Raw genomic sequence first — 25989 nt, forward strand, 5'->3', positions numbered from 1 at the left:
GCACGGATTTGCACTGATTACAAAATTAAAAATTTACTTCAAAGTGTTTTTTCGCACGGATGGCACAGATTTACACAGATTTATTAAATTGAAGATTTAGTGTTCAACACATGTTTTTGACACGGATTGCGCGGATTGGTACGGATTAAAAATTCAAAGATTACTAAAAAAAATCGCCTTCCGAATTAAATATGTAATTTCATTTTCAGTCATCATCTTTATTTTAAACAATGAATCAATTCAGCAATGGAACAATGTAAAAATGGAACAATGGAACAATGGAACAATGTAACAATGTAACAATGTAACAATTTGACAATTTGACAATGTAATCATTTTTGATAAACGGGATTGGCACACTGTTACATTGATGTATTGTTAGATTAAATTAAACTGCTCGAAATGATACGTGAAATGCTTCCGGTGGAACAGCTCCCACATTTCTTTGTTGAGTTGGTGAAACAGCGGATGATTGTGCTCTGCGAGCGGATTTTCTTTATAATAAATTAAAAATTCGGTCAAACTTTCCAGGAATTTCGCTTTGGCTTCGTCCAGGTTTCTGTAGCGGAGCGGTGCGTTTTCGTTCTCAGGAAGCCCTTCGTATTTCAAGCCCTGGGAAATCGGTTTATGTTTGTAGAGCCAGTCGCGGAGTTTCTCCAGCTGTTCTTCGTTCTGTTCGAGGAGTGGTGGCTGCGTTTTTCCGACGGAGAAATGCAGGAAATCTTCCAGATGTTCAAGCATATTTTGCGCCGTCATCAGTCCAAACTTTGGTTGGGTTTCAGGAGTGAGCCCGTTTAAAATTTTCTGAATTTCCTTTTTGTTTAAACTGATGAACGGTGATTTTTTCGCTACTAAAGTTAGAATTGTAGCCACGCAAACCACTTCCTCGCGCTGGTTTACCACTTCCACGAGCCATTTCACCACACCGGACGGAATATTCCTGCCTTTGACGCCGCGGTTGATTTTTTCTTTTGCTGTGAGGTAAACCGTAATCGTGTCTCCTGCATAAACCGGTTTGAAGAAACTCGCATTTTCGAGGCCGTAATTCGCAATCACCGGTCCTTTTTTGCCTGAAACAAACAGGCCGGCTGCTGCGGATAAAATAAAATATCCGTGCGCCACAGGCTGGTCGAAAATTGTACCTGAAAGACTGGTTGCATCGGTATGTGCATAGAAATGATCCCACGAAACATTGGAAAAATTCACGATATCGGCTTCTGTGACGGTTCTTCCCGCGGTTTCGAGGGAGTCGCCCACTTCCACTTCTTCAAAATATTGCTGGAACGGATGTTTGTCAGAATATTTTTTATCAGCGCCCTGCGTATAAACTTTTGTAATCGCCGTGAGAATATCGGGCGAACCCTGAATTGCGGTTTTCTGTAAGAAGAAATGGAGCCCGTTAAGTCCGCCCATTTCCTCGCCGCCGCCCGCTCTTCCGGGGCCGCCGTGCATCAGCGTTGGCAAAGGTGAACCGTGACCAGTTGATTCTTTGGCATTATCACGGTTCAGAACGAAAATCCTGCCGTGTGATGAAGCCATTTTCCAGGAAGTTTCGGCAACAAATTTTTCGTCGTGTGAGATGATGGAGCCGACCAAACTTCCCTTTCCGCGCTTTGCCAAAGCCGCCGCTTCTTCCGCATCCCTGTACGGCATCATTGTGGAAACCGGACCGAACGCTTCAAGTTCGTGAGAAATATTTTTTTCAAAAGGTTTATCGTTGAAGAATACTTTCGGCGACATAAAGGCACCGCTTTCGAAATCGGCATCCACCAGTTCGTGTTGGCCGTCGTAAACGAGTTCGGTTTCGGCTTTCAGTTTTTCTAATTTTTGGCTTAAAACTTCGAGTTCTTTTTTGCCGACGATGGAACCCATCCGGGTTTCGCGGTTCAGTGGATTTCCGATTTTGGTTTGGTCTAAAGCCTTAGACAAAGCATTCTGCACATCTCCCACCCAATTTTCGGGAACGATAATTCTGCGGATGGCGGTACATTTCTGTCCGGCTTTGGTGGTCATTTCGTTGCGGACTTCCCTGATGAACAGGTCAAATTCGGGCGTTCCGGGTTTTGCATCCAGGCCAAGAATTGAAGCATTCAAAGAGTCGGCCTCCATATTGAAACGCACGGCATTTCCGGCAATGGACGGTAAAGACTTGAGTTTTCGTCCCGTGTATGCGGAGCCTGTAAACAGCACAGAATCGCCGTCCTGTACATAATCCAAAATATTGCCAGGCTCGCCGCAGACCAGCTGAATGGCGCCTTCCGGGAGCAAACCGCTTTCAATCATATCCTGAAAAACGGCATTCGTAAGATAAGAACCCGGCGTGGCAGGTTTCACAATTCCGGGAACGCCCGCCAAAAGTGAGGTCGACAATTTCTCAAGCATTCCCCAAACCGGGAAATTGTAGGCATTAATTTGCACCGAAACACCTTCACTTGGCGTTAAAATATGTGTCCCGAGGTGCGTTCCGTTTGCTGAAATCTTCTGAACATCGCCATCTACCCAAAACGGAGTGTTGGGCAGCATTCTTTTCGCCAAGCCGGAATAGGTGAAAAACGTCCCGAAACCTCCTTCGATATCCACCCACGAATCGGAGTGGGTCGCACCGGTTTTATAAGAAAGTTCGTAGTATTTTTTCTTTCTTTCCAGCAGGTAAAGTGCTACTTTCTTCAGCATTTCGCCACGGTCGTAGAACGTCATTTTCGACAGATTTCTGTAGCCTACCGTTCTTCCGTATTGAAGCGCCTCGTCGAAATTGATTCCATCGGTATCGGAAACTGCGACCAGTTCACCGTTAACCGCGTTGTATAGTGGAATACCTTCTCCTGTGCCTTCTATCCACTGTCCGGCGATATAGTTTTTTAGTTTCATAATTGTGTAGAGACGCGATTTATCGCGTTTAATATTTAAATTATATTTTGAATTTGTATTTTTATTCAACTAAAAATGAAATTTATCCTCAACCCAATTTTTAGGATTGTTTTGGATATAATTTTCAATTCTGTTAAATGATTCTTCATTGCGGATGACATGGTCCCAAAACCTGCTCTGCCACTCAAAATTTGGATAATTTTTCCGGATTTCAAATGTAACTCTTCCTTTATACCAACGGACAATACGGGAAATATTCTCGTTCAGCATGGGATTTTTTATTCCGGCAAAACCTCCATTTACTATTGAAACCGACTGCTTTTCAACAGTAATTTCTTTTTTCAATTTGTTAATGCAAATAATTCCGTGAAAATGGTTCGGCATCACAACAAAACAACCTAATTCAGCGTAATTGAAATGTTCTGGAATTTCCATCCAAATTTTTTCGGCAATTTCACCGTTTTCATTCAATATCATTTTACCGTCTGAAATTTCACCGAACAATTTTTCATGATTCCGAATGCAGATCGTTACGAAATAAGGCGCATTATTTCCATAATCCCAATTTTTCAGCCGTGCCGATCCGATACGGTATTTATTTTGAAATTTGTCCATCGTAGAAACGCGATTTATCGCGTTTAATATTTTTTATAGAATTTTTAGATATACGTTTTAATATTTTATTTGAAACGCGATAAATGCAATTTGGTCGTATAATTGAAACGCGATAAATGCAATTTGGTCGTATAATTGAAACGCGATAAATGCAATTTGGTCGTATAATTGAAACGCGATAAATCGCGTTTCTACACATCACGTTTACAAATCCGTCACTTTTTTATCAATTTTATACACTGTTCCACGGAACGTCGCCACCATTACTTTATGCTGATTGGTAACGGTAATATCGTAAACTGCGGTTTTGCGGGTATCGGCTATCAAAATGCTTTCCGCGGTCAGCGTATCACCGAGGCGAACGGCCTTCGTGAAACTGATCATGCAGTTGAGCGCCACAGAAGCATCGTTCGTATTGTTGGACGAAAACGCGAGCGCAGAATCCGCCAGAGAAAAGGTAATTCCGCCGTGAACGGTTTTCAGCCCGTTGATCATTTCTTCCTTAACCGGCATTTCAATCAAGCAATATTTTTCGCGTACTTCAATGAGTTTGATTCCCATCCATTTTGAGAATTCGTCCTTATTGAGCATGTACTGGGCTGTTTCGAGGGGAGTCATATTTTCAGTTTGAAAATTTGAAAATGAGTTAATTTGAAAATTTATTTATTTTTTTGGTTCTTAGAAAGATCTTTCCAGCTGATATCTTTTCCATTGCTGATTAGGTTGGCTGCGAAAAATATTAGAAAGAAAATTATATAATATGTTATGTTATTTGAGGTAAAAAAATGGATATTGAAAAATTTGGCAAAAACCCATTTAAAGACAACAATCAAAGCTATCGCAAACAACGCTCTCAAAAAAGAACGGATAATATTTTGACGGGTTAAAATACTGGTTTTCACAGGTTAAAAGTTTTAAATTGTAATTTTAGCAATAAAGGGCTTTGCCGGTAGCGTTCTTCCTGATATTCATCGTGAAGATTTTTTAAAGTTTCGGATATTTTTGAATAACCAATTTCTTCACCCCAAGCCAGCAGTCCTTTTGGATAATTGACGCCCTTCTGCACCGCGAGTTCCAGGTCTTCATCGGAGGCAATTTTCAAACGTTTGGCTTCTACAGCTTCGTTGATAAGCATGGAAATGATTCTCATAAAAATTTGCTGATACAGCGCCTCATTCTTTTCAGCAACAGGATTTTGAGCGTTTTCTGCATACCCGTAAAAACCTTTCCCCGTTTTTCTGCCGTGAAGTTTGGCTTCGCTCATCCTTTGCTGGAGGAGTGAAGGTTTGTATTTCGGATCGTAGAAATAATCTTTGTAAACCGTGGTGGTTACGGCAAAATTTACGTCAACACCGATTAAATCCATCAGTTCAAACGGTCCCATTTTAAAATTGCCCAAAGTGCGCATGGCATCATCCACCTGTTCCGGCGTGGCGATATTTTCTTCGACGATTCTCAAGGCTTCGCCGTAGAAAGGTCGTGCTATCCGGTTGACGATAAAGCCGGGTATATCTTTCGCAATCACAGGAACTTTGCCCCAGGATTTCATTAAATCATAAATTTGCTGCGGTAAATTTTCCCGCGTCAAGAGCCCGGGAATCACTTCCACCAAAGGCATTAAAGGTGCAGGATTGAAAAAATGAATTCCAATAAATCTCTCCGGTTTTTCCAAATCTGCGGAAAGCGAAGTAATGGAAATGGACGACGTATTCGATGCGATAATGCAATCATCAGAAACCGTACTTTCAACCTCAGCGAAAACGCTCTTTTTAATTTCGGCATTTTCGATGATGGCTTCGATTACCAGATCACATTTCTTAAATTCGGAAATCGATGCGCAGGAGGTGATGTTCCCGTAGATTTCTTCCGATTTTTCAGATGAAATTTTCTGTTTTTCAACGAGTTTATTCAGGGTTTTCTGAAGACCGGCAAGTGATTTCTCCGTTTGCGTGGCACTGGCATCGTATAAGAAAACTTCACAACCGGCTGCTGACGCCACCTGTGCGATGCCGATTCCCATAGTCCCGGAGCCGATGATTCCTACTTTGTTCATAATTTGAGAATTTGTCAATTTGAGAATTTGAAAATGTTAACCCTGACGGGTTTTAGAACTTGAAATAATTTTAGAGAGAATCAAAATAATTTCTTTTAAATCAGAAATTAATTTTTCGGGAGGCGAATTTAGCCTTTCAGATTTTTGGCACAACAAGAGCCAATATTCGGTTTCGTCTGCCTCTTTCGCAGCAATTTTCATTTTATGGATAAAATCACTTTTGCTTTCTGCATTTTGTGCTTCCCGTACATTTGCACCTATTGATGTTCCAGCTTTGAAAATCTGATTGGCCAAAGAAAAACGATTCATATTAAAAAACACCTCTGAAAAATCAATAATTTCTAAAGCAAAGTCAAAGGTTTTTGCAACGATAATATTTTCTCTGTCGTTTCTCATCTCACTTTTTGCACCGTTATTTTCAAATTAGCACATTTTCAAATTAACAAATTATTTCCCTTTATAAACCGGTTGCCTTTTTTCAATAAATGCGGCGATGCCTTCGCGGAAATCTGAGGTTTCGGCGGCTTCCTGCTGAAGAATGCCTTCGTGTTCCAGCTGTTTTTCGAGCGAGTTGTCGTAGGACATTGCAAAGGCTTTTTTGGTTAGTGCCAGGGCTTTTGTCGGCATATTCGCGATCTGAGCGAGAATTTCAAGAGATTTACCGTTAAATTCTTCATCAGCAAAAACTTCGGCGATCAGACCGAGATTTTTCGCTTCCTGCGCAGAAAGTTTTTTTCCTGTGAACGCCAGATAATGCGCCAGCTGACGGCCCAGAAGTTTCGGTAAAAAATAAGTTCCCGCGGTATCCGGAATTAAACCAATGTTGGAGAATGCCTGAGAAAAATACGAGCTTTCCGTGGCCACCGCAAAATCACAAATCAGTGCCAGCATGGCTCCGGCACCCACTGCAGGACCATTGACGAGCGCCACGACCGGCTTGCTGCAGTTGGTGATCTCCAAAACGAGCGGATTGTAATAATCGGTCACCATTTTCTGGATCACTTTTTGGTTTCCACCGGTTTCCATAGCAAGCGCATCTTTCAGGTTCTGTCCGGAGCAGAAGGCTTTTCCCCGGCCTGAAACCGCGATGCAACGTACATTTTCATCTGCATTAAACGCTGAAATTTTCCCGCGGAGTTCTTTCAGTAAATCTGCATTTAAACTGTTAAAGGATTCGGGACGGTTGAGGTAAATTATCTGCAGCTTGCCATCAAGCTTACTTTCAATATCCAACTGGCTGTTCATTTTATAAAATTTTAAAGTATAAACTATTGCTTGTTAAACAGATACACTGTTCATTTGGTAAATTTAATCTTAATGGCATTTAAAATAATCAAAAGGCTCCAGACAGTCGCTGCACTGGTAACTTGCCTTGCAAAGCGTGGAACCGAATCTTGAAATCTGCCGTGTATTTTCCGAGCCGCAGCGCGGACATTTTTTTGGAATGTTCAGATGATCCTCATCAGCGCCTATTTCGGGCGGTGCGATGCCGTAATTTCTCAGTTTTTCGCGGGCTTCACCGGTAATCCAATCGGTTGTCCAAACGGGAAACATCTGCGTTGTAACTTTTGCCTGAATTCCGTTTTCTTTGAATAAATTAATGATGTCTTCCTCAATATTATACATCGCCGGACAGGCAGAGTACGTGGGTGTGACGGTGATCTCTGCTTCGTTTTCCGAAACCATTCTGGCATCCCGAACCATGCCGAGTTCCACAATGTTGATCACGGGAATTTCGGGATCCGGGATTTGCTTAAGCAATGTAAAAATTTGAAAATCTTCCAATTTGAAAATTATTAAAGACAATTTAAAATTTAGGATTATTCATTTCCAAATTTTCAAATTATCTCATTAACACATTATTTCTACCATTCACAGCCGGGATACGCTCTCTGCATATATTGCAGTTCGCAGAGGATGTAGCCGAAATACTCGGTGTGAACGCCTTTTCTGCTGCCCTTCTGCATAAATTCTGATTCAGGAATCTCTATTCCGAATTTTTCAAAATCTTCTGAAACCAAATTTTTCCAGTCTGCATAAAGCGTTTTGGAATCCGGAATCAGCTCCAGTTTTACCAAATCCGTTTCGCCATCAACCTCATCAAACAAACCGCCGGTATACTCCCAGAGATTACTGAGTGCATTCTGGAGGCGCGTACTGCTTTCTTCAGTTCCCTGAGCAAACATCTTTACCCAGGTTGAGGCATGCGTGTAATGGTATTTAACTTCTTTCAGGGATTTTTGAGCCAATGCGGAAAGCTGCTCATCACTGCTGGCAGAGAGCCTTTCATAAAGAAGCTTTTGGTAAGCGGCAAAAAAATACACCTTGAGGATCGTCTGCGCATAATCTCCGTTTGGAAATTCAACCAGTTGCGCATTCAGGTACTCGTGTTCGTAGCGCAGGAATGCAAGGTCATCTTCAGATTTCCCTTCACCCTGGAGCTGCGCGGCGTATTTATAAAAGTTTGAACTTTGCCCCAGATAATCCAGCGCAATATTGGTGAGCGCAATATCTTCTTCCAGATAAGGCCCTTTTCCGCACCATTCAGCCAGTCGCTGCCCCATGATCAGGGTATCGTCGGCAAGTTTCAGGAGGTAGTTTTTCATTGTATGTAAAATGTACGGTGTACAGGGTACAAAGTACAGTTAATGGTTTTGATTCATTTTACATTGTACATTTGAGGTACAAGACTACATATTTTTCACATCATTAGGGATCTGATAAAAGGTCGGGTGGCGGTAGAGTTTGTCATCTGCCGGATCAAAGAACGCTTCCTTGTCCATCCCTTCACTTGTTACCACATATTTGCTGGGTATCACCCAAATCGACGTACCTTCCATTCTTCGGGTGTAAACATCACGGGCATTCTGCAGCGCCATTTCTGCGGTTGCTGCCTGCACTGTTCCGGCGTGCTTATGGGAAAGCCCCGGTTTGGTCTGGATGAAAACTTCCCACATATCTAAATTACTCATATTTCAAAAATTACGGGATTTTATTAATGTAACAATTTATCAATGTATCAATTTACCAATAGACCAATTTATCAATTTACCAATCTGACTGTTACATTGTTACATTGTTATATTATTACATTGTTACATTATTACATTGTTACATTGTTACATTGTTACGTGGTTACATTTTTAAACTTCTCCGCGTACGCTACGGCAGCTTCCTTTACCCAGGCGTTTTCCTTCTGGGCGTTTATTTTGGTTTGCAGGCGTTTTTTATTGGCAGGACCGTTTCCTTTCAGCCCTTCCATAAATTCGTCCCAAGGCAAATCTCCAAAATCGTAGTGGCCGCGTTCTTCGTTCCATTTCAGGTTTTCGTCGGGAATTTTGAGACCTAAAAATTCAGCCTGAGGAACGGTAACATCCACAAAACGCTGGCGCAGGGAATCGTTGCTTTCCCTTTTCACGCGATAGTTCATTGACTTTTGAGAATTGGGCGAGGCATCGTCATTGGGCCCGAACATCATGAGTGCCGGCCACCAAAAGCGGTTCAGCGCCTGCTGCGCCATTTCTTTCTGCTGTTTTGTACCGCGGCAGAGTGTCATCAGGATTTCATAACCCTGGCGCTGGTGGAAAGATTCTTCTTTACAAATCCTTACCATCGCCCGGGCATAAGGGCCGTAAGAATTCCCCATCAGCATAACCTGATTCATGATCGCAGCACCATCCACCAGCCAGCCAATCGCACCGATATCTGCCCAGCTCAAAGTGGGATAATTGAAAATACTGGAATATTTTGCTTTCCCGGCAAGCATATCACTGTATGCAGAATCCCGGTCAGCATTGACGGTGCCGTCATTCAAAGTTTCGGTAGCGGCATAAAGGTAAAGCCCGTGCCCGGCCTCATCCTGAATTTTGGCTAAAAGTGCCATCTTTCTGCGCAAAGACGGTGCCCTGGTAATCCAGTTGGCTTCCGGCAGCATCCCGACCACCTCAGAATGCGCATGCTGAGAAATCTGCCTTACCAAAAGTTTGCGGTAATCTTCCGGCATCATATCCTTTGGCTCCACTTTGTTTTCGGCCTGTACGTATTCTAAAAATTTATTATGATCCATAATTTCAATGCAGCAATTTAATAATGTAACAGTGTAGCAGTGTAGCAATGTAACAGTGTAACAATATAACAATATAACAATCTAACAATCTAATAATATAACAATGTAACCATGTAGCAGCGTAAACCTGTAACCATTATAACCATGTAACAGTCAGATTGGTAAATTGATAAATTGGTTCATTGGTAAATTAATAAATTAGGTACATTTTTACATTATAAGTTTTTATCTCTCAAGTCATCTTTAAGGTAAATCCCGATTTGTCCGTTGATGAACTCTCCGGCAACGAAATTGACCTTTTTTTCAGGCGTTTCAATGCAGTATTCCTTAAAATAATAAACCTGGCCTTCGAAAGGTCCTTTCACCTCCACTTTTCTGTCGGAGCAGTGCCAGTAATGGTTCCAGATGTTGAGGCCTTCCACTCTGTATTCCTTATCGACCTTGATAAAAGAATCAAATTTCCAGTCGGTCATAGCGTTTGGTTTTAGTTTCTGAGATGTTGTTTTTATTTTCCCAATTTTAATTTTCATAACCAGCGGTCCTGAAATTAAACATCATAATTCAGCATCACAATATTGGTCGTGGGATGGCACTGGCATGTGAGTACAAAACCGCGCTCCACCTCATCTTCCGTAAGTGCGAAGTTTTTTTCCATAAACACCTCACCTTCCATCACCTGGGCTTTGCAGGTACAGCACACGCCGCCTTTGCAGGCAAAGGGCACAGGCAGGTTATCTTTTAGAGCCTTATCTAAGATGCTTTCTTTTTTTGAATTTAAATGAATATTGTATTCATCATCATCAATGATTAAAGTTACAAAACTTTCAATATTGGGAATCGCTTTGAATTCTTCGCTCATTTCGCGGCTTTCCTCATCATCCGGTGCGGAGTAATATTCGTACATGACCTGAAGCGAAGGCACTTTTTTGTCCTTTTTGAGATATTCTGAAACATCCTTGATCATTTCAGAAGGTCCGCAAATGAAAAATGTGGTTTCCGCAGGATCAATTTCGGGAAACCGCGTAAAAAGCTGTTCAAGCTTACCGGCGCAGATTCGCCCTTCAAAAAGTTCGTCCTCAAAATGTTTTTCTCTGGACAAAAGATAAATCACCTTCAGTCTTCCCTCAAATTTTTCAGCCAGCGCATCGATTTCTTTTCTGAAGATTATATTTTCAAACGACCGGTTGCTGAAAAAAAGATATGCCGTTGATTTCGGTTCCTGGTACAGCGCCTCCTTGATGTTCGACAAAACCGGGGAAATTCCGCTTCCGGCAGCCAGTCCCACGTAAGTTTTCACGTTGGAGGGGTGATAACTGGTGTAAAAGTGTCCCGCCGGTTCCAGCACCTCCAGTTCGTCACCGAGCTGAACCTCATCATTAAGGAATCTGGAAACACGCCCGTCATCCATCCTTTTTACCAGGATTTCAATTTCCGCAATTCCCTCCGAAGGGGCATTGACAATAGAATACGACCGGCGCAAATCCTCACCACCGATCATCCGGCGCACGTTGATATACTGCCCCTGTCTGAATTTGAAATTATGTTTAAGGTGCTCAGGAATTTCAAAAGCAATATTGATACAGTCGTTGGTTTCCTTACTAACTTTAGAAGTCTTTAAAATATGAAAATGATGCATTTCTAGGTTTAAATTATCACAGGATGTGATTTCAACAAATATAATTAATTTAAGAGAATTCAAAAACCGACTTAACACCTTTATTCAAAAAACTGAAAAAGTGAAATTTTGTCTTATAATCCCCTGAAAACAACAGAATTATCGGAAAATATGTCTTAATTTTTGTTTTTCAGCAGTGAAGAATACTTTTTGCTGAAAACGAATCAACAACAAATACATTAACCAAAATCATAATATGAACTTAAACCAATTTACCGTAAAATCACAGGAAGCCATCCAGAAAGCGCAACAGGTTGCGATGGAATTCGGCAACCAGAGTATAGAGCCGCAGCATCTTCTGGAAGGAATTTTCCAGAGTGATGAAAATATCTCAAAATTTCTGCTGAAAAAATCTGAAGCCGACGAGAACCTCGTGCGCGCACGCAACCGCGAAAGCCTGGAAACCCTTCCGAAAGTGGAAGGCGGAAACATATATCTAAGCCAAAGTGCAAATAAAGTATTGCTGGAAGCGCCGAATATTGCCAAGAAAATGGGTGATGAATATGTGACCATCGAACATTTATGGCTGGCTTTAATCGACGTTAATTCCCCGGTTTCCACCATGCTGAAAGACATGGGCGTTACCAAATCGCTTTTGGAGGGCGGCATTAAAGAACTTCGCAAAGGCTCCAGAGCAACGTCAGCAAGTTCCGAGGAAACCTATCAGTCATTAAATAAATACGCGAAAAATTTCAACGAGCTCGCGGCAGAGGGAAAACTGGATCCCGTGATCGGGCGCGATGAGGAAATTCGCCGTGTATTGCAGATTTTATCGAGAAGAACGAAGAACAATCCTATCCTAATCGGTGAGCCGGGTGTAGGGAAAACCGCGATTGCTGAAGGCATTGCCCACCGGATTATTTCCGGCGACGTCCCGGAAAACCTGATGGACAAAACGCTTTATTCACTGGATATGGGCGCACTGATTGCCGGTGCCAAATACAAAGGCGAATTTGAAGAACGGCTGAAATCCGTAGTGAACGAAGTGATAAAAAGCGACGGCCAAATCATCCTGTTCATCGACGAGATCCACACTTTGGTAGGAGCAGGCGGCGGTGAGGGCGCGATGGACGCAGCCAACATCCTGAAGCCGGCTTTGGCAAGAGGTGAACTTCGTGCAGTGGGCGCAACGACTTTAAATGAATATCAAAAATATTTCGAGAAAGACAAGGCGCTGGAAAGACGTTTCCAAAAGGTGATGGTGGAAGAACCGGATACCGAATCGGCGATCTCGATACTGCGCGGAATTAAGGATAAATACGAAGCGCATCACAAAGTGCGCATCAAAGACGAGGCGATCATTGCCGCGGTAGAACTGTCGCAGCGTTATATATCAGACCGTTTTTTACCGGATAAAGCGATTGACCTCATCGATGAAGCCTCAGCAAAACTCAGGATGGAAATCAATTCCAAGCCGGAAGAACTCGATGTTCTGGACCGAAGACTGATGCAGATGGAGATTGAACTTGCAGCAATTTCCCGGGAAGGAAATCAGACGAAGATCGACCACTTAAAAGAAGACATTGCGAAAGTGACCGAACAGCGCAACGAAATCAATGCAAAATGGCTCGCTGAAAAACAGAAATCGGAGGATTTAACGAATATTAAAAAAGAAATTGAAGCGCTGAAATTAGAAGCCGAACGCGCTTCCAGAGTTGGGGATTACGCGAAAGTTGCTGAAATCCAGTACGGGAAACTGCGTGAAAAAGAGGACGAACTGCAAAAACTGGAACTCGAAATGCAGAACCATGAAAACGAGCTGATTAAAGAAGAGGTGACGGCAGAAAATATTTCGGAAGTCATCTCGAAATGGACCGGAATACCGGTGACAAAACTGCTCCAAAGCGAAAGGGAAAAACTGCTTCACCTCGAAGAAGAGCTCCACAAACGGGTGGTGGGCCAGGAAGAAGCCATCACCGCCGTTGCCAATGCCATCCGCAGAAACCGCGCCGGCCTGAACGATGAGAAAAAACCGATCGGAAGTTTCCTTTTCCTGGGAACCACCGGTGTCGGAAAAACCGAACTGGCAAAGGCGCTCGCCGAATTCCTGTTCGATGATGAGAACAATATGACCAGAATTGATATGAGTGAATATCAGGAAAGGCATTCGGTATCGCGACTGGTCGGGGCGCCTCCCGGATATGTAGGTTACGACGAAGGCGGACAATTGACCGAAGCCGTGAGAAGAAGACCTTATTCTGTGGTACTTTTGGATGAAATTGAAAAAGCGCATCCCGATGTTTTCAACACCTTATTACAGGTCTTGGACGACGGAAGGCTGACCGACAACAAAGGGCGTGTGGTGAATTTTAAGAATTCGATCATCATTATGACCTCCAATCTTGGTTCGCCGATCATTCAGGAACGTTTTGATGCGGCAACACGCGACGCAGAAGACCGTATTGATCCTTTTGTAATTGAGGAAACCAAAAACGAAGTTTTCAATTTATTAAAGCAGACCCTGAGGCCGGAATTCCTGAACCGTATCGACGAGGTGGTTATTTTCCAACCACTGAGCAAAAAAGAAATCGGAAAAATTGTACAGTATCAGTTGAGAGGATTCAACAAGATGCTGGAGAAAAAAGGTATTATGATGACCGCTACTGAAGATGCCCTAAACTATATTACGCAGAAAGGTTACGACCCGGCATTCGGAGCAAGACCACTGAAAAGGGTGCTGCAGCAGGAAGTTTTAAATAAACTTTCAAAAGAAATTTTGGCGGGGAATATAGAAGACAACCAGAGAATTATACTCGATTACTTTGAAGAAAGCGGTTTGGTCTTCAGACCTGTCGAGTAAATTATTTCGAGCATAAAAATATTTACCTTATATTTGCATGAAATTTTTTTTCATCATTTGTGTTTTTGCGGGCGTTCCACTTTTGGAACGCCCGTTTTTATTTCATCAAATTTATACTTTCACGAAAGCATTCACACAATCAGTGCATTAAATTTAAATTATACTGCAAAACCATTAATACAATTTAAATTTAAATGATATTTTCTTTTTATACAAACCAGTATTACTCACCTAAAACAATAAATTTTATACAACAAAAGCCAAATAATATTAATCACCTCTCATCTTTTTTACGGAAAAATTTTCATTCAGGTATTGTGTATTAATTTTCATTAATATAAATTCGCCTTCGTTAATCATTCAAAAAAAATGTTTGTCTATGAAAAAAATGTTATTTGGAGCTTTTGCCCTTGCAATGGCTACAGCGTGTACCAGTGACAACGCAGTGACTGAAACTCAGGATCCGCAAGGGGGAGATTTCGCCGTTGCGGAAAGAAGAAGCTGTCCTTCAGAAGAAATCAGAGATGAAATGCTCGCAAACGATCCTGCAGCAAGAGCCAGGGCAGCAGATATCGAGAACAGCACTGCGAGGTTTATCCAGGATAAAACTTTGGGCAGAGTTTTGGCAGATGGCACGGTGGAAATTCCTGTAGTGGTAAACGTACTTTACAGAACGAGTGCTGAAAATATTTCTGATGCGCAGATCCAGTCACAAATTGATGTACTGAACGCTGATTACTCGGGAACCAATGCTGATGCCACTAAAATCCCAACAGAATTCAAATCGGTATCTGCAGGCAATACAGGAATTAAATTCCGTCTGGTAAAAACTGTAAGAAAAGCTACAAAAACAAGGTCATGGAGAACGAATGATGCGATGAAGAAATCCTCACAGGGCGGCATTGATGCTACGAACCCATCACAATACCTGAATATGTGGGTGGTTGGCGACATGGGAAGCATCCTGGGCTATGCCACTTTTCCTGAATCTGCCGGGCTTTGGAACGACGGTGTCGTGATGGCGAAAAATTACTTCGGCAAAACATCTGCAGCACCATACAACCTTGGGCGTACAACCACCCACGAAGTTGGTCACTACCTTAACCTTCGCCACATTTGGGGCGACGGCACCTGCGCAACAGATTATGTAGATGACACCCCTACGCAGGCTTCCAATAATTACGGAACGCCTTCTTATCCGCAGATGGACGTTTGTGGCGGCGTATCACGCTCCATAATGTTCATGAATTATATGGATTATGTTGATGATGCAGCAATGTACATGTTTTCTGCAGGCCAGAAAGCAAGAATGCAGGCTATCGTTGCAGCCAGCGGCGTAAGAGCCGGACTTAGAAACCTCTAAGAAAATCTTTAAAATTATTTTATAAAAAATCCCGTGAATGTATTTTCACGGGATTTTGTTATGGTAACTGTCCGTCTTATTCTTTTGTGAATTTAAAACTTTGCCCGCCCTGGTTCAGCGTAAATCCTTTTTTGTCTTTATTGAACGCCACTTCGATCTGCGCCAGTTCGAAGACAAATTTATCTTCGCCGTCATATTCCAGCGGGAACGGCTGCTGTCCTGTGGCCTGCGCAGTGAGCTTACCGTTCTCAACCTTCGTAACAATTTTTAAGGGAACATCTTTGCTGGAAAAAGTACCCTGATACGCTTTCAAATCTACATTTTCTGCCACAGCGGAGGTAAATTTAAAGGTATTGTTGGACGGGTCGGCATCCGGCAGCGTCCCTTTAGGATCAAGTTTTACGGAAGCAATCTCTTTACTGGTGGGAAGTTCAAAAGTCCATTCAGTATTCCTTTTCCAAACCTCAACCGGCAGCGCAAACTCCTGTTTGCTGCCGTCTTTAAAGGTGATTTCGCCTTTCACCGGCATGGGCAACTGCCCGATATTTTCAAGTTTGATAACGGACCCGGATTTATAATCGTTGTTTTTATATTTCACGCTTTTCACAGCCTGGTCAATTTTCCATTTGTTCTGGAACCAGCCTCTCCAGAAATAACTCAAATCTTCGCCGGAAACATTTTCCATCGTGCGGAAAAAATCATCAGGAGCAGGATGTTTAAAGGCCCATCTCTTAATGTACTCGCGGAATGCCTTGTCGAAACGCTCTTCACCCAGAATATTCTCGCGCAGCATCTGAAGTCCTGCACCGGGTTTGTAGTAAGCCAGGAAGCCAAGATTCATTTCCTTCATATTGTCGGGAGCCGTCATCACCGGTTCCATTTTGTCATTGTTGAAGAAAAAGGCCATACTGGAGAGCGGTTTCGGCTGGTAATATTCGCCGTTGTTGAAATCTTTTTCAGAAATATTATTGATAAAAGTATTGAACCCCTCGTCCATCCAGGCATGGAGCCGCTCATTAGAACCCACGATCATCGGGAACCAGATGTGCCCGAATTCATGGTCTGTAACACCCCAAAGATCATAACCTTTGGAATCCATATGGCAGAAAACGATTCCCGGGTACTCCATTCCGCCCTCATTTCCTGCGACATTCACAGCGGCGGGATACGGATATTCGTACCATCTTTTTGAGTAATTTTCAATGGAAGCCTTTGTGTATTCGGTAGATCTTCCCCATGCGCCCTGCCCGTCACTCTCTACAGGATACGCCGAAACTGCGAGGGCTTTTTTGCCGCTCGGAAGGTTGATTCGGGCACCGTCCAGAATAAAGGCCGGCGATGATGCCCAGGCAAAATCGCGCGTATTTTCAATTTTAAATTTCCAGGTTTTGGTTGAATTTGACGACTTTGCTGCGGCATTGGCTTCAGCCGCAGAACGGATGATGACCGTTTTGTCGGATTTCCTGGCCTCGTCCCACTTTCTGTTCTGTTCAGAAGTATAAACATCCTTAGGGTTAAGCAGCTCACCCGACGCCACTACATAATGGTGTGCAGGTACCGTTATATTCGCCGTAACATCACCATATTCCAGATAGAATTCGCCTGCACCAAGGTAAGGCAGCGTATTCCATCCTGAGATATCATCATATACAGCCATTCTCGGAAACCACTGCGCCACCGTGAAAATTTTACCGTTTTTGGTATCCTCCACTCCCATCCTGTCTGAACCGTAATCCGGAGACACAAAAGCGTAATCAATTTTAAATTTTACCACTCCACCTTTCGCTTTCAGCTCCTGTGGAAGGTCGATTTGCATCCGGGAATCGGTAATAAAATACCTGGGAGCCACCTTCATATTTTTGCCATTTGTAGAGATAATTTCCACATTTTTTATGGTGTAGCCCCCGTCAAACTCCTGTCCTTTGGCTCCGTTACGGCTGCCGGACAGCGGGATGATGGCATTTCCGCGGGAATCTTTCTTGAAAAGGTTCTGGTCCAGCTGCAGCCAAAGGAATTCCAGGTTATCAAAACTGTTATTGGTATAGGTGATTTCCGCACTGCCGGTAATTTCTTTTTTGGCTTCGTTCAAAGTAGCGTTCAGGATGTAATCGGCACGGTTCTGCCAGTAATTGTGGCCGGGTTTGCCGCTTGCAGATCGGGTTTCTGTACCGTTATTTTTGTAGAAAAACGGATTGAATGCTGCATTGTAATCGTACTTTGGAGCATCCTGGGCAGTCATACTTACCGAGATAACCGTGAGCGCAGCGGCTATCATTTTTGGAAATTTGAAATTCATTGGATCAGATTTGGTGAATAAGTATAAAAAAAACTCATTTTCGTTACAAAATGAGTTTTTAAGTTGAATTTTTAGCCGGCGATACTTGGAACTTTCACATCTTCATTAGTATCTTTTTCATAATCCACACCATCGATCTCGAAACCGAAGAGGTTGAAGAAATCTCTCCTGTAGCCTTCAATATCGCTGATTTCTGAAAGATTTTCTGTCGTCACTTTATCCCAGTTTTTAGCTACTTCCGCCTGAACGTCTTCCGCCATTTCCCAGTCGTCGATACGGATTCTGCCGTTTTCGTCGAGCGGAACATTTTCATCTTCAGTGTAAAGCCGTTCTGCAAATAATCTCTGCATCTGCTCGATGGTACCTTCGTGCGTTCCTTTTTCCTTCATCGCTTTAAATAGGAGTGAAATATAAAGCGGAACCACCGGAATCGCCGAACTGGACTGTGTTACAAGGGCCTTGTTTACTGAAACGTAGGCTTTCCCGTTCAGGTCTTTCAGCATTTCGTTGATGTGTTTAACGGATTCTTCCAGGTCATTTTTTGCCTGACCGATTGTTCCGTTTCTGTAAATCGGGAACGTCAGTTCAGGGCCGATGTACGAGTATGCAACGGTTTTTACACCATCAGCCAAAACTCCGGCATTTTTAAGATCTTCCATCCAGAATTTCCAGTCTTCACCACCCATCACCGCAACGGTATTGGAAATATCATCGTCATTTTCAACCGGGGCAATGGTTATGTCAGTCACTGCTCCTGTATGAAAATCTACGGTTTTATTGGTAAAAGGTGCGCCAATCGGCTTTAAAACAGATGCGTGTGCCACTCCGGTTTTAGGGTGTGTTCTTCGCGGCGAAGCCAGGCTGTACACCACCAAATCCACCTGTCCCAAATCTTTCTGGATTAAATCTATGGTTTGCTGCTTAATTTCATCAGAAAACGCATCGCCGTTGATGCTTTTGGCGTAAAGCCCGGCTTTGTGTGCTTCCTGCTCGAACGCGGCAGAATTGTACCAGCCTGCAGTTCCCAACTTTCCTTCAGACGAAGGTTTTTCGAAGAAAACACCGATGGTTGCAGCATCCGAACCGAAAGCGGCGGCAATTCTGGAAGCAATTCCGAAACCGGTAGAAGCACCGATCACCAAAACTTTTTTTGGCCCGTTGGCAATTTTACCTTTTGATTTTATGTATTCTATCTGATTTTTAACAGTTTGCAAAGCACCTTCCGGATGCGCAGTCAAACAGATGAATCCTCTTGTTCTGGGTTGAATAATCATTGTTCAGTATTATTTAAAGCATTGCAAATTAAGGAAAATTTACAATGAAATCAAAGTTTTGAAATGGTGGCGCGAGCGCAGCGAGCGCCGATGATCCACATTTTTAATCCGTACTTTTAATTCGATTTCTTTGCCTTAATCATCTGTTCGAGCATATCCCACATTTCCTGCGGAATTGCTTCCAGCATGTTGAACTCTCCGGCGCCCTGCAGCCATTCGCCACCGTCGATGGTTACCACTTCCCCGTTCATGTACGCTGAAAAATCGGAAACCAGATACGCTGCAAGGTTTGCCAGCTCCTGATGTTCGCCTACCCTGCGCAGCGGCACTTTCTTTCTCATATCGAACTTTTCAGCCAAATCGCCCGGTAAAAGTCTTTCCCAGGCGCCTTTGGTTGGGAAAGGCCCTGGAGCAATGGCGTTGAAGCGGATGTTGTATTTCGCCCATTCTACAGCAAGGGAGCGCGTCATTGCAAGAACTCCGGCTTTGGCGCAGGCGGAAGGAACGACGTAAGCAGAGCCTGTCCAGGAATAAGTGGTGACGATATTCAGAACTGTTCCCGGGATTTTATTATCAATCCAATATTTTCCGACGGAAAGTGTACAGTTTTTGGTGCCTTTTAAAACAATATCCAATATGGAATCGAAAGCGGAATGCGTCAGTCTTTCTGTCGGTGAAATAAAGTTTCCGGCCGCGTTGTTCAGCAAAATGTCGATTTTTCCAAATTCTTTGATGGCCGCTTCCTTCATGGCTTCCACCTCGTCCCAATTTCTGACGTCGCAGGCCACAGCGAGGACTTTTCCGCCGGTTTCTGCCTCTAATTCTTTTGCGGTTGCCTGTAATTTTTCCAGATTTCGCGAGGTGATGACGACTTTTGCGCCCAGTTGCAGAAAATATTTGGTCATTGCTTTTCCAAGTCCGCTTCCGCCACCGGTTATGATGGCTACCTTATCTTTCAGTGCGTCTTCGCGCAGCATTCCTTCAGTGTATTTCATAGTATTGAGATTTCAGATGTCAGATGTTAGATGACAGATGTCAGACGTTGATTAAAGGTTTAAAGTTAAGGATTTTGAAGGAAGCGTTGAGGATTTTTGGTATTTGATGAATAGCAAAGAAAAGCGAAGTGATTACTCCGCTTATTATTTAGTTTGATTATTTATAATCGTAATGTCCCCAAAAAGACAATACCAAAACGACCACTTTTTCATCCTGAATTCTGTAAACCAATCTGTGCTTACCACTTATTCTTCGCGACCATGTTGGAATTTTGTAATGTTTCAATTTCTCCGGCTTTCCTGTTCCTGTGGTGGGATTTTCACGAAGTTCGTTTAACAAAGTGTCGATTTTCTGAAGTAATTTTTTGTCGCCGGATTTTTTGTGTTTTTCAATGTCTGCCACTGCATCCTCTGAAAGTTCGATTTCATAAATCATAAGCCCAAAAATTCTTTCTGCTTATCTTTTAGCAGAATCTTGGTTTTTCCGGCTTCAGCACTTTTTGCAGATTTGTCAATTTTCGCATAGAATTCTTCTTCTGAAAGCAAGACATCTTCCTCATTTTCAGCAATTACAAAACGAACCTTCAACTCCTCAAGCAGAGACTTCAGCAGTGATTTTTGTTTTTCGTTTTTTGGATATACGGTTATACTTTCCATTTTAATGAATTGACTTTTACAAATATATACAAAATTTGATTCAAATATTGTGCTGAACTGCTCTCGCGCGAGGGATGGAAGTGAAAATCCCGCAGTAAGCGAAGGGAAATGCAGCGGGACGAGGAATTGTAACGTACAGCCCGGTCCCGTTATCATTGCAGACAATGGTGACGGGACGCGCCCAAATAAAAAAGACTGCCTGAAAACAGACAGCCTTTTATTGTACCCGCGGATTACGGGGATTTGTCCAGATTTTTTTCTGCAAATATGAATTTTTAGTATCCGAAAAGCTCTTCCAGAGAAATTTTCTTCACTTCGCCGATTTTTTTCAAATCATCCATGTTTACCTTCTTCTCGCTGGCCACCAGCGCATATGTGTATGGTTTGCCGGCAAGATTTGCAGCATGGAATGCCTTCACATCATCCATAGTGATTTTATCGACGCTGGCGTATGTTTGCTTACGGATGTCATCCTTTAGACCAAGCTGTTTCGCGGCAAGATAACGGAAAATGATATCATCCTGCATGATGCGCTCCGTCTGGATGTCTTTTTTGACCTGAGTTTTAGCCAGAACGAGATTCTCCGGAAGTTCAGGCATCTTTGTAAGGAGCTGATTCATAGCGCCTACCGCATCATTAAACTTATCAGCCTGTGAACCCACATAACTCATCATATAGTAACTGTCCTCCTTTTTCTGCGGTTGTACATAGTATCCGAAAGTACTGTAAGCCAACGCTTTACTCTCACGGATGGTCTGGAAGATGATCGAGCCCATTCCGCCTCCAAAATAATTGTTGAATACACTGACCATCGTGGTATTTGCAGGGTTATAAGCGTCGGTGTTGCGGATCCAGCGGGTTTCTGCCTGCACCATATCGTAATCGGTGAACAGTACCTGATTTTGAGTCTGTTTCTGCTGGGCGAACTTTTTAAGCGGGGCTGCCACGGCAAAGTTTGCCGGAATTTTGTGAAGTTGTCCCAGTTTTGCAGTGAGGTTTTTCAAAGATTCCGGGCCGTAGTAAATAACCGTCTGTTCGTAACTGTTCAGGTTTCTCATTCTGTCAACCAGTTCCTGAGCGGTAAGCGCATTGATTTCAGCATCCGAAAGCGTGTTGTTGAATTTATTTTTCGGGCCGTAAAGTGCGTAGTTCGTCAGCCCGTTGAGAATTGCGCCTTTGTTGGCTTTGGCATCTTTCCGTGATTTTGCCAGTCTTGCCTTCAGGGCTTTCAGAGCATCTTCATTTGGTTTTGCATTTAATACCAAATCTTCGTAAAGTTTAACTGCCTGGTCGAAATTTTCCTGTAAACCTTCAATCGTCACCGTAGTATATTCCTCACCCGTAGAAACATTGAAACTTGATGCGATTTTGTAAAATTCTTTGGAAATGTCTTCCGCAGATTTTTTGTCGGTGCCCAGGAACTGAATGTACTGTGCTGCTAAAGGCTGTTTAAGGTCATTCAAAGAACCGATTTTGTACCGGTATCTCAATCTGTAAAGCTGATTTTCGGTATTCGGAACGTAAAGCACTTCTGCTTTGCCAAGTTTCGATTTCTGAATATCCTTATCAAAATCCAAAAATACAGGCTGTGACGGCGTATTCGGCATATCGTTCACCATTTTCACGAAAGCCGACTGCTTGTCCGCATTGGTTTCCACCGGCGTGATGGCAGGTTTTTCAATTTTTTGCGGGTTTTTATTTTCACCCTTTCTTTTCAGCACTGCCACGTAATTGTTGCCCAGATATTTATTGGCAAAAGCCACCACATCTTCTTTTTTGATTTTTGAAAGACTGTTGACATAAGCCACCTGATCTCTCCAGTCCAGCTCAGCATTGAAGGCCCGCTGAAGCATCGAAGCACGGTCGCTGTACTTTTCAGTTTCCTGAATTTTTTCTTTTTTGATATTGTTTACGATTGAAGGCAGCAAATCCGCATCGAAATTTCCTTTTTTAAGGTTTTCAATTTCATTTAAAACCAAAGCCTGCACTTCCTCCAAAGACTGTCCGCTGGTTGGCGCTGCATTAAGCCAAAGCACTCCGTGGTCCTGTAAAATATATGTAAATGCACCGGCTCTCAGAAGTTTCTGCTTTTTAACAAGATTAAGATCTAGCAGGCCGGCTTTTCCGTTGGTTAGAATAGAACCTACCAAATCCGCCAGAAGCGCATCTTTATCTTTATTCCCCGGCAATCTGAAACCGATTGCCACACTTTCTGCATCCGGGCCCACCACTTCCTTTACGACCGGCGTTGTGAGCGGAACTTCAGGCTGGAAGCTATATTTCTGAACGGGCTTATTCTGCATGTACGCGAACGCTTTGTCGATTTTTGCAATTGCCTCGTCCGGATTGAAATCGCCGGACATAATTATGCCCATGTTGTTGGGAACATAATAGGTATTGAAGTACTTGCGGATTTCGACCAGGGAAGGGTTCTTAAGGTGCTCCACCGTTCCGATCGTGGTTTGCTTTCCGTAGTTGTGATTTTGAAAAAGCGTAGAGAAAAGCGTCTCGAAAACTTTGCTGTTGTCGCTGTCTAAACTTCGGTTTTTCTCTTCATAAACCGCTTCAAGTTCCGTATGGAAAATCCTCAAAACCGGATTTCTGAACCGCTCCGCCTGCACTGTAAGATATTTATCCAAAGCGCTTGCCGGCACGTCGTCTGTGTAAACGGTTTCCTCAAAACTCGTCCAGGCATTGGTACCCTGCGCTCCCATTGCCGACATCATTTTGTCATATTCATTGGCGATGGCAAACTTTGAAGCAACACCGGAAATGGAGTCGATTTTTTTGTAGATGGTCTTGCGCTGGAGCTCATCATTGGATTTGTTGTACTGCTCATAAAGCGCATCAATTTTGTCGAGTTCCGCCTTTTCTTTAGCCCAGTCCAGTGAGCCGTATTTATCGGTCCCTTTGAAAAGCATGTGTTCCAGATAATGCGCCAAACCTGTATTGGTTGCCGGATCGGTCTTGCTGCCGGCCTTCGTCGCCACATACGCCTGTATCCTCGGGTCTTTTTTCGTTGGGCTTAAAATTACAGTAAGTCCGTTTTTCAACGTGTAAAATCTTGCCTGCGTGGGGTCATTGGTTACATACTTATAGGTGTAACCGCCACTTTTTGCTTCTTTCCACTGGTAGTCCTGCGCCTGGGCAGAGAACATCACCGCAGCAGCAAAAAGCATAAGAATCTTTTTCTTAAACATATCTATTATGGTTTTATGGTTATTAGACGAAGTTTTTAGTGAATTGTTTCAGTGAACTTCATTTTTTTTGAATTTGAAAGCAATCCTTTCACTAAAAACCATTGGGCTGAAATGTAAGTCATCATCACGATCATGCTTAAGACTGTTGTTTTCTTTACAAATAAATTTATTGCAAGAACGGAATCTGAAATTACAAAAAGAACCGCTCCAAGAATAAGGTTTTTATTAGTAGTGCGCACAGCAAAATATAACATTGCCGCAATCACTACACCATAAATAATTACCGGGATTTTCATTTCTTTTAAATAAGGAAAAAGATAGAAAATCAGTACTGTAACGTAAACCAAAAGCCCCGCTGCCAAAATCGGAAGATGTTTTCTGACCGTCAATTTTGTGAAACAGAAAATATAAAAAAAATGGGCTAAAAGAAAACTTCCCAATCCCGGCAGAAAACCCCAACTGAAAAGCAAAAAAAAGTCTCCGAAGAAACTGAACATCAAACCCGTCAGGAATAAGTAATTGAATGGCTGCGTTTTTGAATGGCTGAGTGGTTTTGTTTCGAGTAGACAAATCAGGATTAATAATGGCACAAGCAGGGTTTTTGTGAAAAAACGTGGCGCAGTTTGATTTTGATAAACGAAAAAAAGATCGGCTGTAAATGCGATGAGCAGAAGTATCTTCGGAATGTGTATTTTCAATTTTTGTGTCAACAGGTTTATTTTATTAATCTGCAGAAGCAGCGACAATCCTATCTTTCAAACAACAACCTTTCACCATGTTTTTCCTTTGAAATCTTTCCGTTATCCCACGCCAAATGCCCGTTAACAAAAGTGTGCGTCACTTTGGCCGAAAACTGTGTTCCTTCCAGCGGCGACCAGCCGCATTTGTAAAGGATATTTTCCCTGGAAACCGTCCATTTGCCATTCAAATCCACCAAAACCAGATCGGCTTTATAACCTTCCCTAATAAATCCCCGCTGCTCAATATCAAATAAAATGGCAGGATTGTGACACATTTTTTCAACGATTTTTTCGAGTGAAATTTTTCCTTTTTTGAAATATTCGAGCATCACGATCAGAGAATGCTGCACAAGCGGCGCGCCGGAAGGGCATTTCGTGTAAACATTATCTTTTTCCTCCCACGTATGCGGCGCGTGGTCGGTGGCAATCACATCAATCCGGTCATCGAGAAGTGCTTCCCAAAGACCGTCTTTGTCGTTCTGGGTTTTCACCGCAGGATTCCATTTGATCAGAGTTCCTTTGGTTTCATAATCTTCATTCGTAAAATGCAAGTGATGGGCACAAACTTCTGCCGTAATTTTCTTGTCTTTTAACGGAATATCATTTTGGAAAAGCTGCATTTCTTTTGCCGTCGAAAGGTGATAAATATGAAGCCGCGCTCCGGTTTTCTTTGCCAGCTCAACGGCTTTTGATGAGGAAATATAGCATGCTTCTTCGCTGCGAATCAGGTGATGAAATTTCACCGGAATATCGTCGCCATACTGCTTTTGATACTTCTCAGTATTTTCACGGATGGTTTTTTCGTCCTCGCAGTGCACGCAAATCGGCATTTTCACCTTGCTGAAAATTTCCTCCAAAGTTTCGGGATTGTCCACCAGCATATTCCCTGTAGAAGAACCGAGGAAAAGTTTGACGGCCGCTACATTTCGGGGATTGGTTTTTAGAACTTCTTCCAGATTATCATTCGTGCCGCCCATGGAAAATGAATAATTGGCAAAGGATTTTTCTGCAGCAATTTGATATTTTTCTTCCAAAAGTTCCTGGGTTACGGCATTGGGAACCGTGTTTGGCTGCTCGATAAATGAGGTCACGCCACCGGCAATTGCAGCGCGGCTTTCACTTTCGATATCGCCTTTATGCGTGAGCCCCGGTTCGCGGAAATGCACCTGATCATCAATCACGCCGGGAAGCAGATATTTCCCGCTGGCATCAATAATTTTGTCAATATTCTCTTCTGAGATATTTTTTGAAATTTTTAAAATTAAATCATTTTCAATGAGCAGATCGCTTTCAAAAATCTGATTTTCATTGACGATTGTGGCGTTTTTGATGAAGGTTTTCATTTAACAGGAAGATTTTAGATTTCAGACAAAAGATTTCAGACTTT

22 protein-coding genes are annotated in these 25989 nt (G+C 42.8%); 2 read left to right on the forward strand and 20 right to left on the reverse strand.

Going from position 1 to position 25989, the window contains the following annotated elements; genetic code table 11:
* Nucleotides 1–378: 378 nt before the first annotated feature.
* From paaZ to CKV81_RS05480, 12 genes are all read right to left on the reverse strand, one after another.
* Nucleotides 379–2871 carry a phenylacetic acid degradation bifunctional protein PaaZ gene (gene paaZ, locus CKV81_RS05420; protein ID WP_095074281.1) on the reverse strand — a complete coding sequence of 831 codons (2493 nt, stop codon included), beginning with the start codon at nt 2869–2871 and terminating at the stop codon, nt 379–381.
* Nucleotides 2872–2937: 66 nt separating this feature from the next.
* Nucleotides 2938–3483 carry a transposase gene (locus tag CKV81_RS05425; protein WP_095071190.1) on the reverse strand — a complete coding sequence of 182 codons (546 nt, stop codon included), beginning with the start codon at nt 3481–3483 and terminating at the stop codon, nt 2938–2940.
* 204 nt (nt 3484–3687) lie between these two features.
* Nucleotides 3688–4101 (reverse strand): PaaI family thioesterase, encoded by a 414-nt coding sequence (locus CKV81_RS05430; RefSeq protein ID WP_095071192.1) that lies wholly within the window; start codon nt 4099–4101, stop codon nt 3688–3690.
* Nucleotides 4102–4381: 280 nt separating this feature from the next.
* Entirely contained in the window at nt 4382–5536 is a 1155-nt protein-coding gene (locus CKV81_RS05440; protein ID WP_095071196.1) for a 3-hydroxyacyl-CoA dehydrogenase NAD-binding domain-containing protein, read from the reverse strand.
* Nucleotides 5537–5572: 36 nt separating this feature from the next.
* Nucleotides 5573–5932 carry a four helix bundle protein gene (locus tag CKV81_RS05445; RefSeq protein WP_095071198.1) on the reverse strand — a complete coding sequence of 120 codons (360 nt, stop codon included), beginning with the start codon at nt 5930–5932 and terminating at the stop codon, nt 5573–5575.
* Between the two features lie 51 nt (nt 5933–5983).
* Nucleotides 5984–6781 (reverse strand): enoyl-CoA hydratase/isomerase family protein, encoded by a 798-nt coding sequence (locus tag CKV81_RS05450; protein WP_095071200.1) that lies wholly within the window; start codon nt 6779–6781, stop codon nt 5984–5986.
* 69 nt (nt 6782–6850) lie between these two features.
* On the reverse strand, nt 6851–7306 hold the full coding sequence (paaD, locus tag CKV81_RS05455) for a 1,2-phenylacetyl-CoA epoxidase subunit PaaD (protein ID WP_095074284.1): 456 nt from the start codon (nt 7304–7306) through the stop codon (nt 6851–6853).
* Nucleotides 7307–7401: 95 nt separating this feature from the next.
* Nucleotides 7402–8142, reverse strand: coding sequence for a 1,2-phenylacetyl-CoA epoxidase subunit PaaC (gene paaC / locus CKV81_RS05460; RefSeq protein WP_095071202.1), 741 nt, complete (start codon nt 8140–8142; stop codon nt 7402–7404).
* Between the two features lie 84 nt (nt 8143–8226).
* Entirely contained in the window at nt 8227–8508 is a 282-nt protein-coding gene (paaB, locus tag CKV81_RS05465) for a 1,2-phenylacetyl-CoA epoxidase subunit PaaB (protein ID WP_095071205.1), read from the reverse strand.
* A gap of 155 nt (nt 8509–8663) precedes the next feature.
* Complete coding sequence (gene paaA, locus CKV81_RS05470; RefSeq protein WP_095071208.1) at nt 8664–9602, reverse strand: 1,2-phenylacetyl-CoA epoxidase subunit PaaA; 939 nt, start codon at nt 9600–9602, stop codon at nt 8664–8666.
* A 215-nt stretch (nt 9603–9817) separates the two neighbouring features.
* Nucleotides 9818–10132 (reverse strand): hypothetical protein, encoded by a 315-nt coding sequence (locus CKV81_RS05475; RefSeq protein ID WP_258454561.1) that lies wholly within the window; start codon nt 10130–10132, stop codon nt 9818–9820.
* A gap of 17 nt (nt 10133–10149) precedes the next feature.
* Nucleotides 10150–11238, reverse strand: a complete 1089-nt coding sequence (locus tag CKV81_RS05480) for a 2Fe-2S iron-sulfur cluster-binding protein (RefSeq protein ID WP_095071211.1) — start codon at nt 11236–11238, stop codon at nt 10150–10152.
* 235 nt (nt 11239–11473) lie between these two features.
* Between CKV81_RS05480 and clpB the strand changes: the two genes are divergently transcribed.
* Nucleotides 11474–14077, forward strand: a complete 2604-nt coding sequence (gene clpB / locus CKV81_RS05485) for an ATP-dependent chaperone ClpB (RefSeq protein ID WP_095071214.1) — start codon at nt 11474–11476, stop codon at nt 14075–14077.
* 379 nt (nt 14078–14456) lie between these two features.
* On the forward strand, nt 14457–15440 hold the full coding sequence (locus CKV81_RS05490; protein WP_095071218.1) for a zinc metalloprotease: 984 nt from the start codon (nt 14457–14459) through the stop codon (nt 15438–15440).
* A gap of 76 nt (nt 15441–15516) precedes the next feature.
* Here CKV81_RS05490 and CKV81_RS05495 read toward each other — a convergent pair whose 3' ends face one another.
* The 8 genes from CKV81_RS05495 to CKV81_RS05530 all read right to left on the reverse strand — a co-directional run bounded on the left by CKV81_RS05495 (nt 15517) and on the right by CKV81_RS05530 (nt 25945).
* Nucleotides 15517–17736: a M1 family metallopeptidase gene (locus CKV81_RS05495; RefSeq protein WP_095071221.1), complete on the reverse strand. Its 2220-nt coding sequence runs from the start codon at nt 17734–17736 to the stop codon at nt 15517–15519.
* A gap of 71 nt (nt 17737–17807) precedes the next feature.
* Entirely contained in the window at nt 17808–19010 is a 1203-nt protein-coding gene (gene fabV, locus CKV81_RS05500) for an enoyl-ACP reductase FabV (protein ID WP_095071224.1), read from the reverse strand.
* Between the two features lie 116 nt (nt 19011–19126).
* Complete coding sequence (locus tag CKV81_RS05505) at nt 19127–20005, reverse strand: SDR family oxidoreductase (protein WP_095071227.1); 879 nt, start codon at nt 20003–20005, stop codon at nt 19127–19129.
* Nucleotides 20006–20162: 157 nt separating this feature from the next.
* Nucleotides 20163–20441: a Txe/YoeB family addiction module toxin gene (locus CKV81_RS05510; protein WP_095071230.1), complete on the reverse strand. Its 279-nt coding sequence runs from the start codon at nt 20439–20441 to the stop codon at nt 20163–20165.
* Complete coding sequence (locus CKV81_RS05515) at nt 20438–20662, reverse strand: DUF2683 family protein (RefSeq protein ID WP_095071233.1); 225 nt, start codon at nt 20660–20662, stop codon at nt 20438–20440. The genes CKV81_RS05510 and CKV81_RS05515 overlap by 4 nt, the downstream gene beginning before the upstream one ends.
* A 275-nt stretch (nt 20663–20937) precedes the next feature.
* Nucleotides 20938–23862: a M16 family metallopeptidase gene (locus CKV81_RS05520; RefSeq protein ID WP_095071236.1), complete on the reverse strand. Its 2925-nt coding sequence runs from the start codon at nt 23860–23862 to the stop codon at nt 20938–20940.
* 35 nt (nt 23863–23897) lie between these two features.
* Nucleotides 23898–24452, reverse strand: coding sequence for a lysoplasmalogenase (locus CKV81_RS05525; protein ID WP_157727374.1), 555 nt, complete (start codon nt 24450–24452; stop codon nt 23898–23900).
* Between the two features lie 158 nt (nt 24453–24610).
* Nucleotides 24611–25945 carry a dihydroorotase gene (locus tag CKV81_RS05530; protein WP_095071240.1) on the reverse strand — a complete coding sequence of 445 codons (1335 nt, stop codon included), beginning with the start codon at nt 25943–25945 and terminating at the stop codon, nt 24611–24613.
* Between the last annotated feature and the right edge of the window lie 44 nt (nt 25946–25989).

The sequence above is a fragment of the Chryseobacterium taklimakanense genome, assembly GCF_900187185.1.
Lineage (GTDB): Bacteria > Bacteroidota > Bacteroidia > Flavobacteriales > Weeksellaceae > Planobacterium > Planobacterium taklimakanense.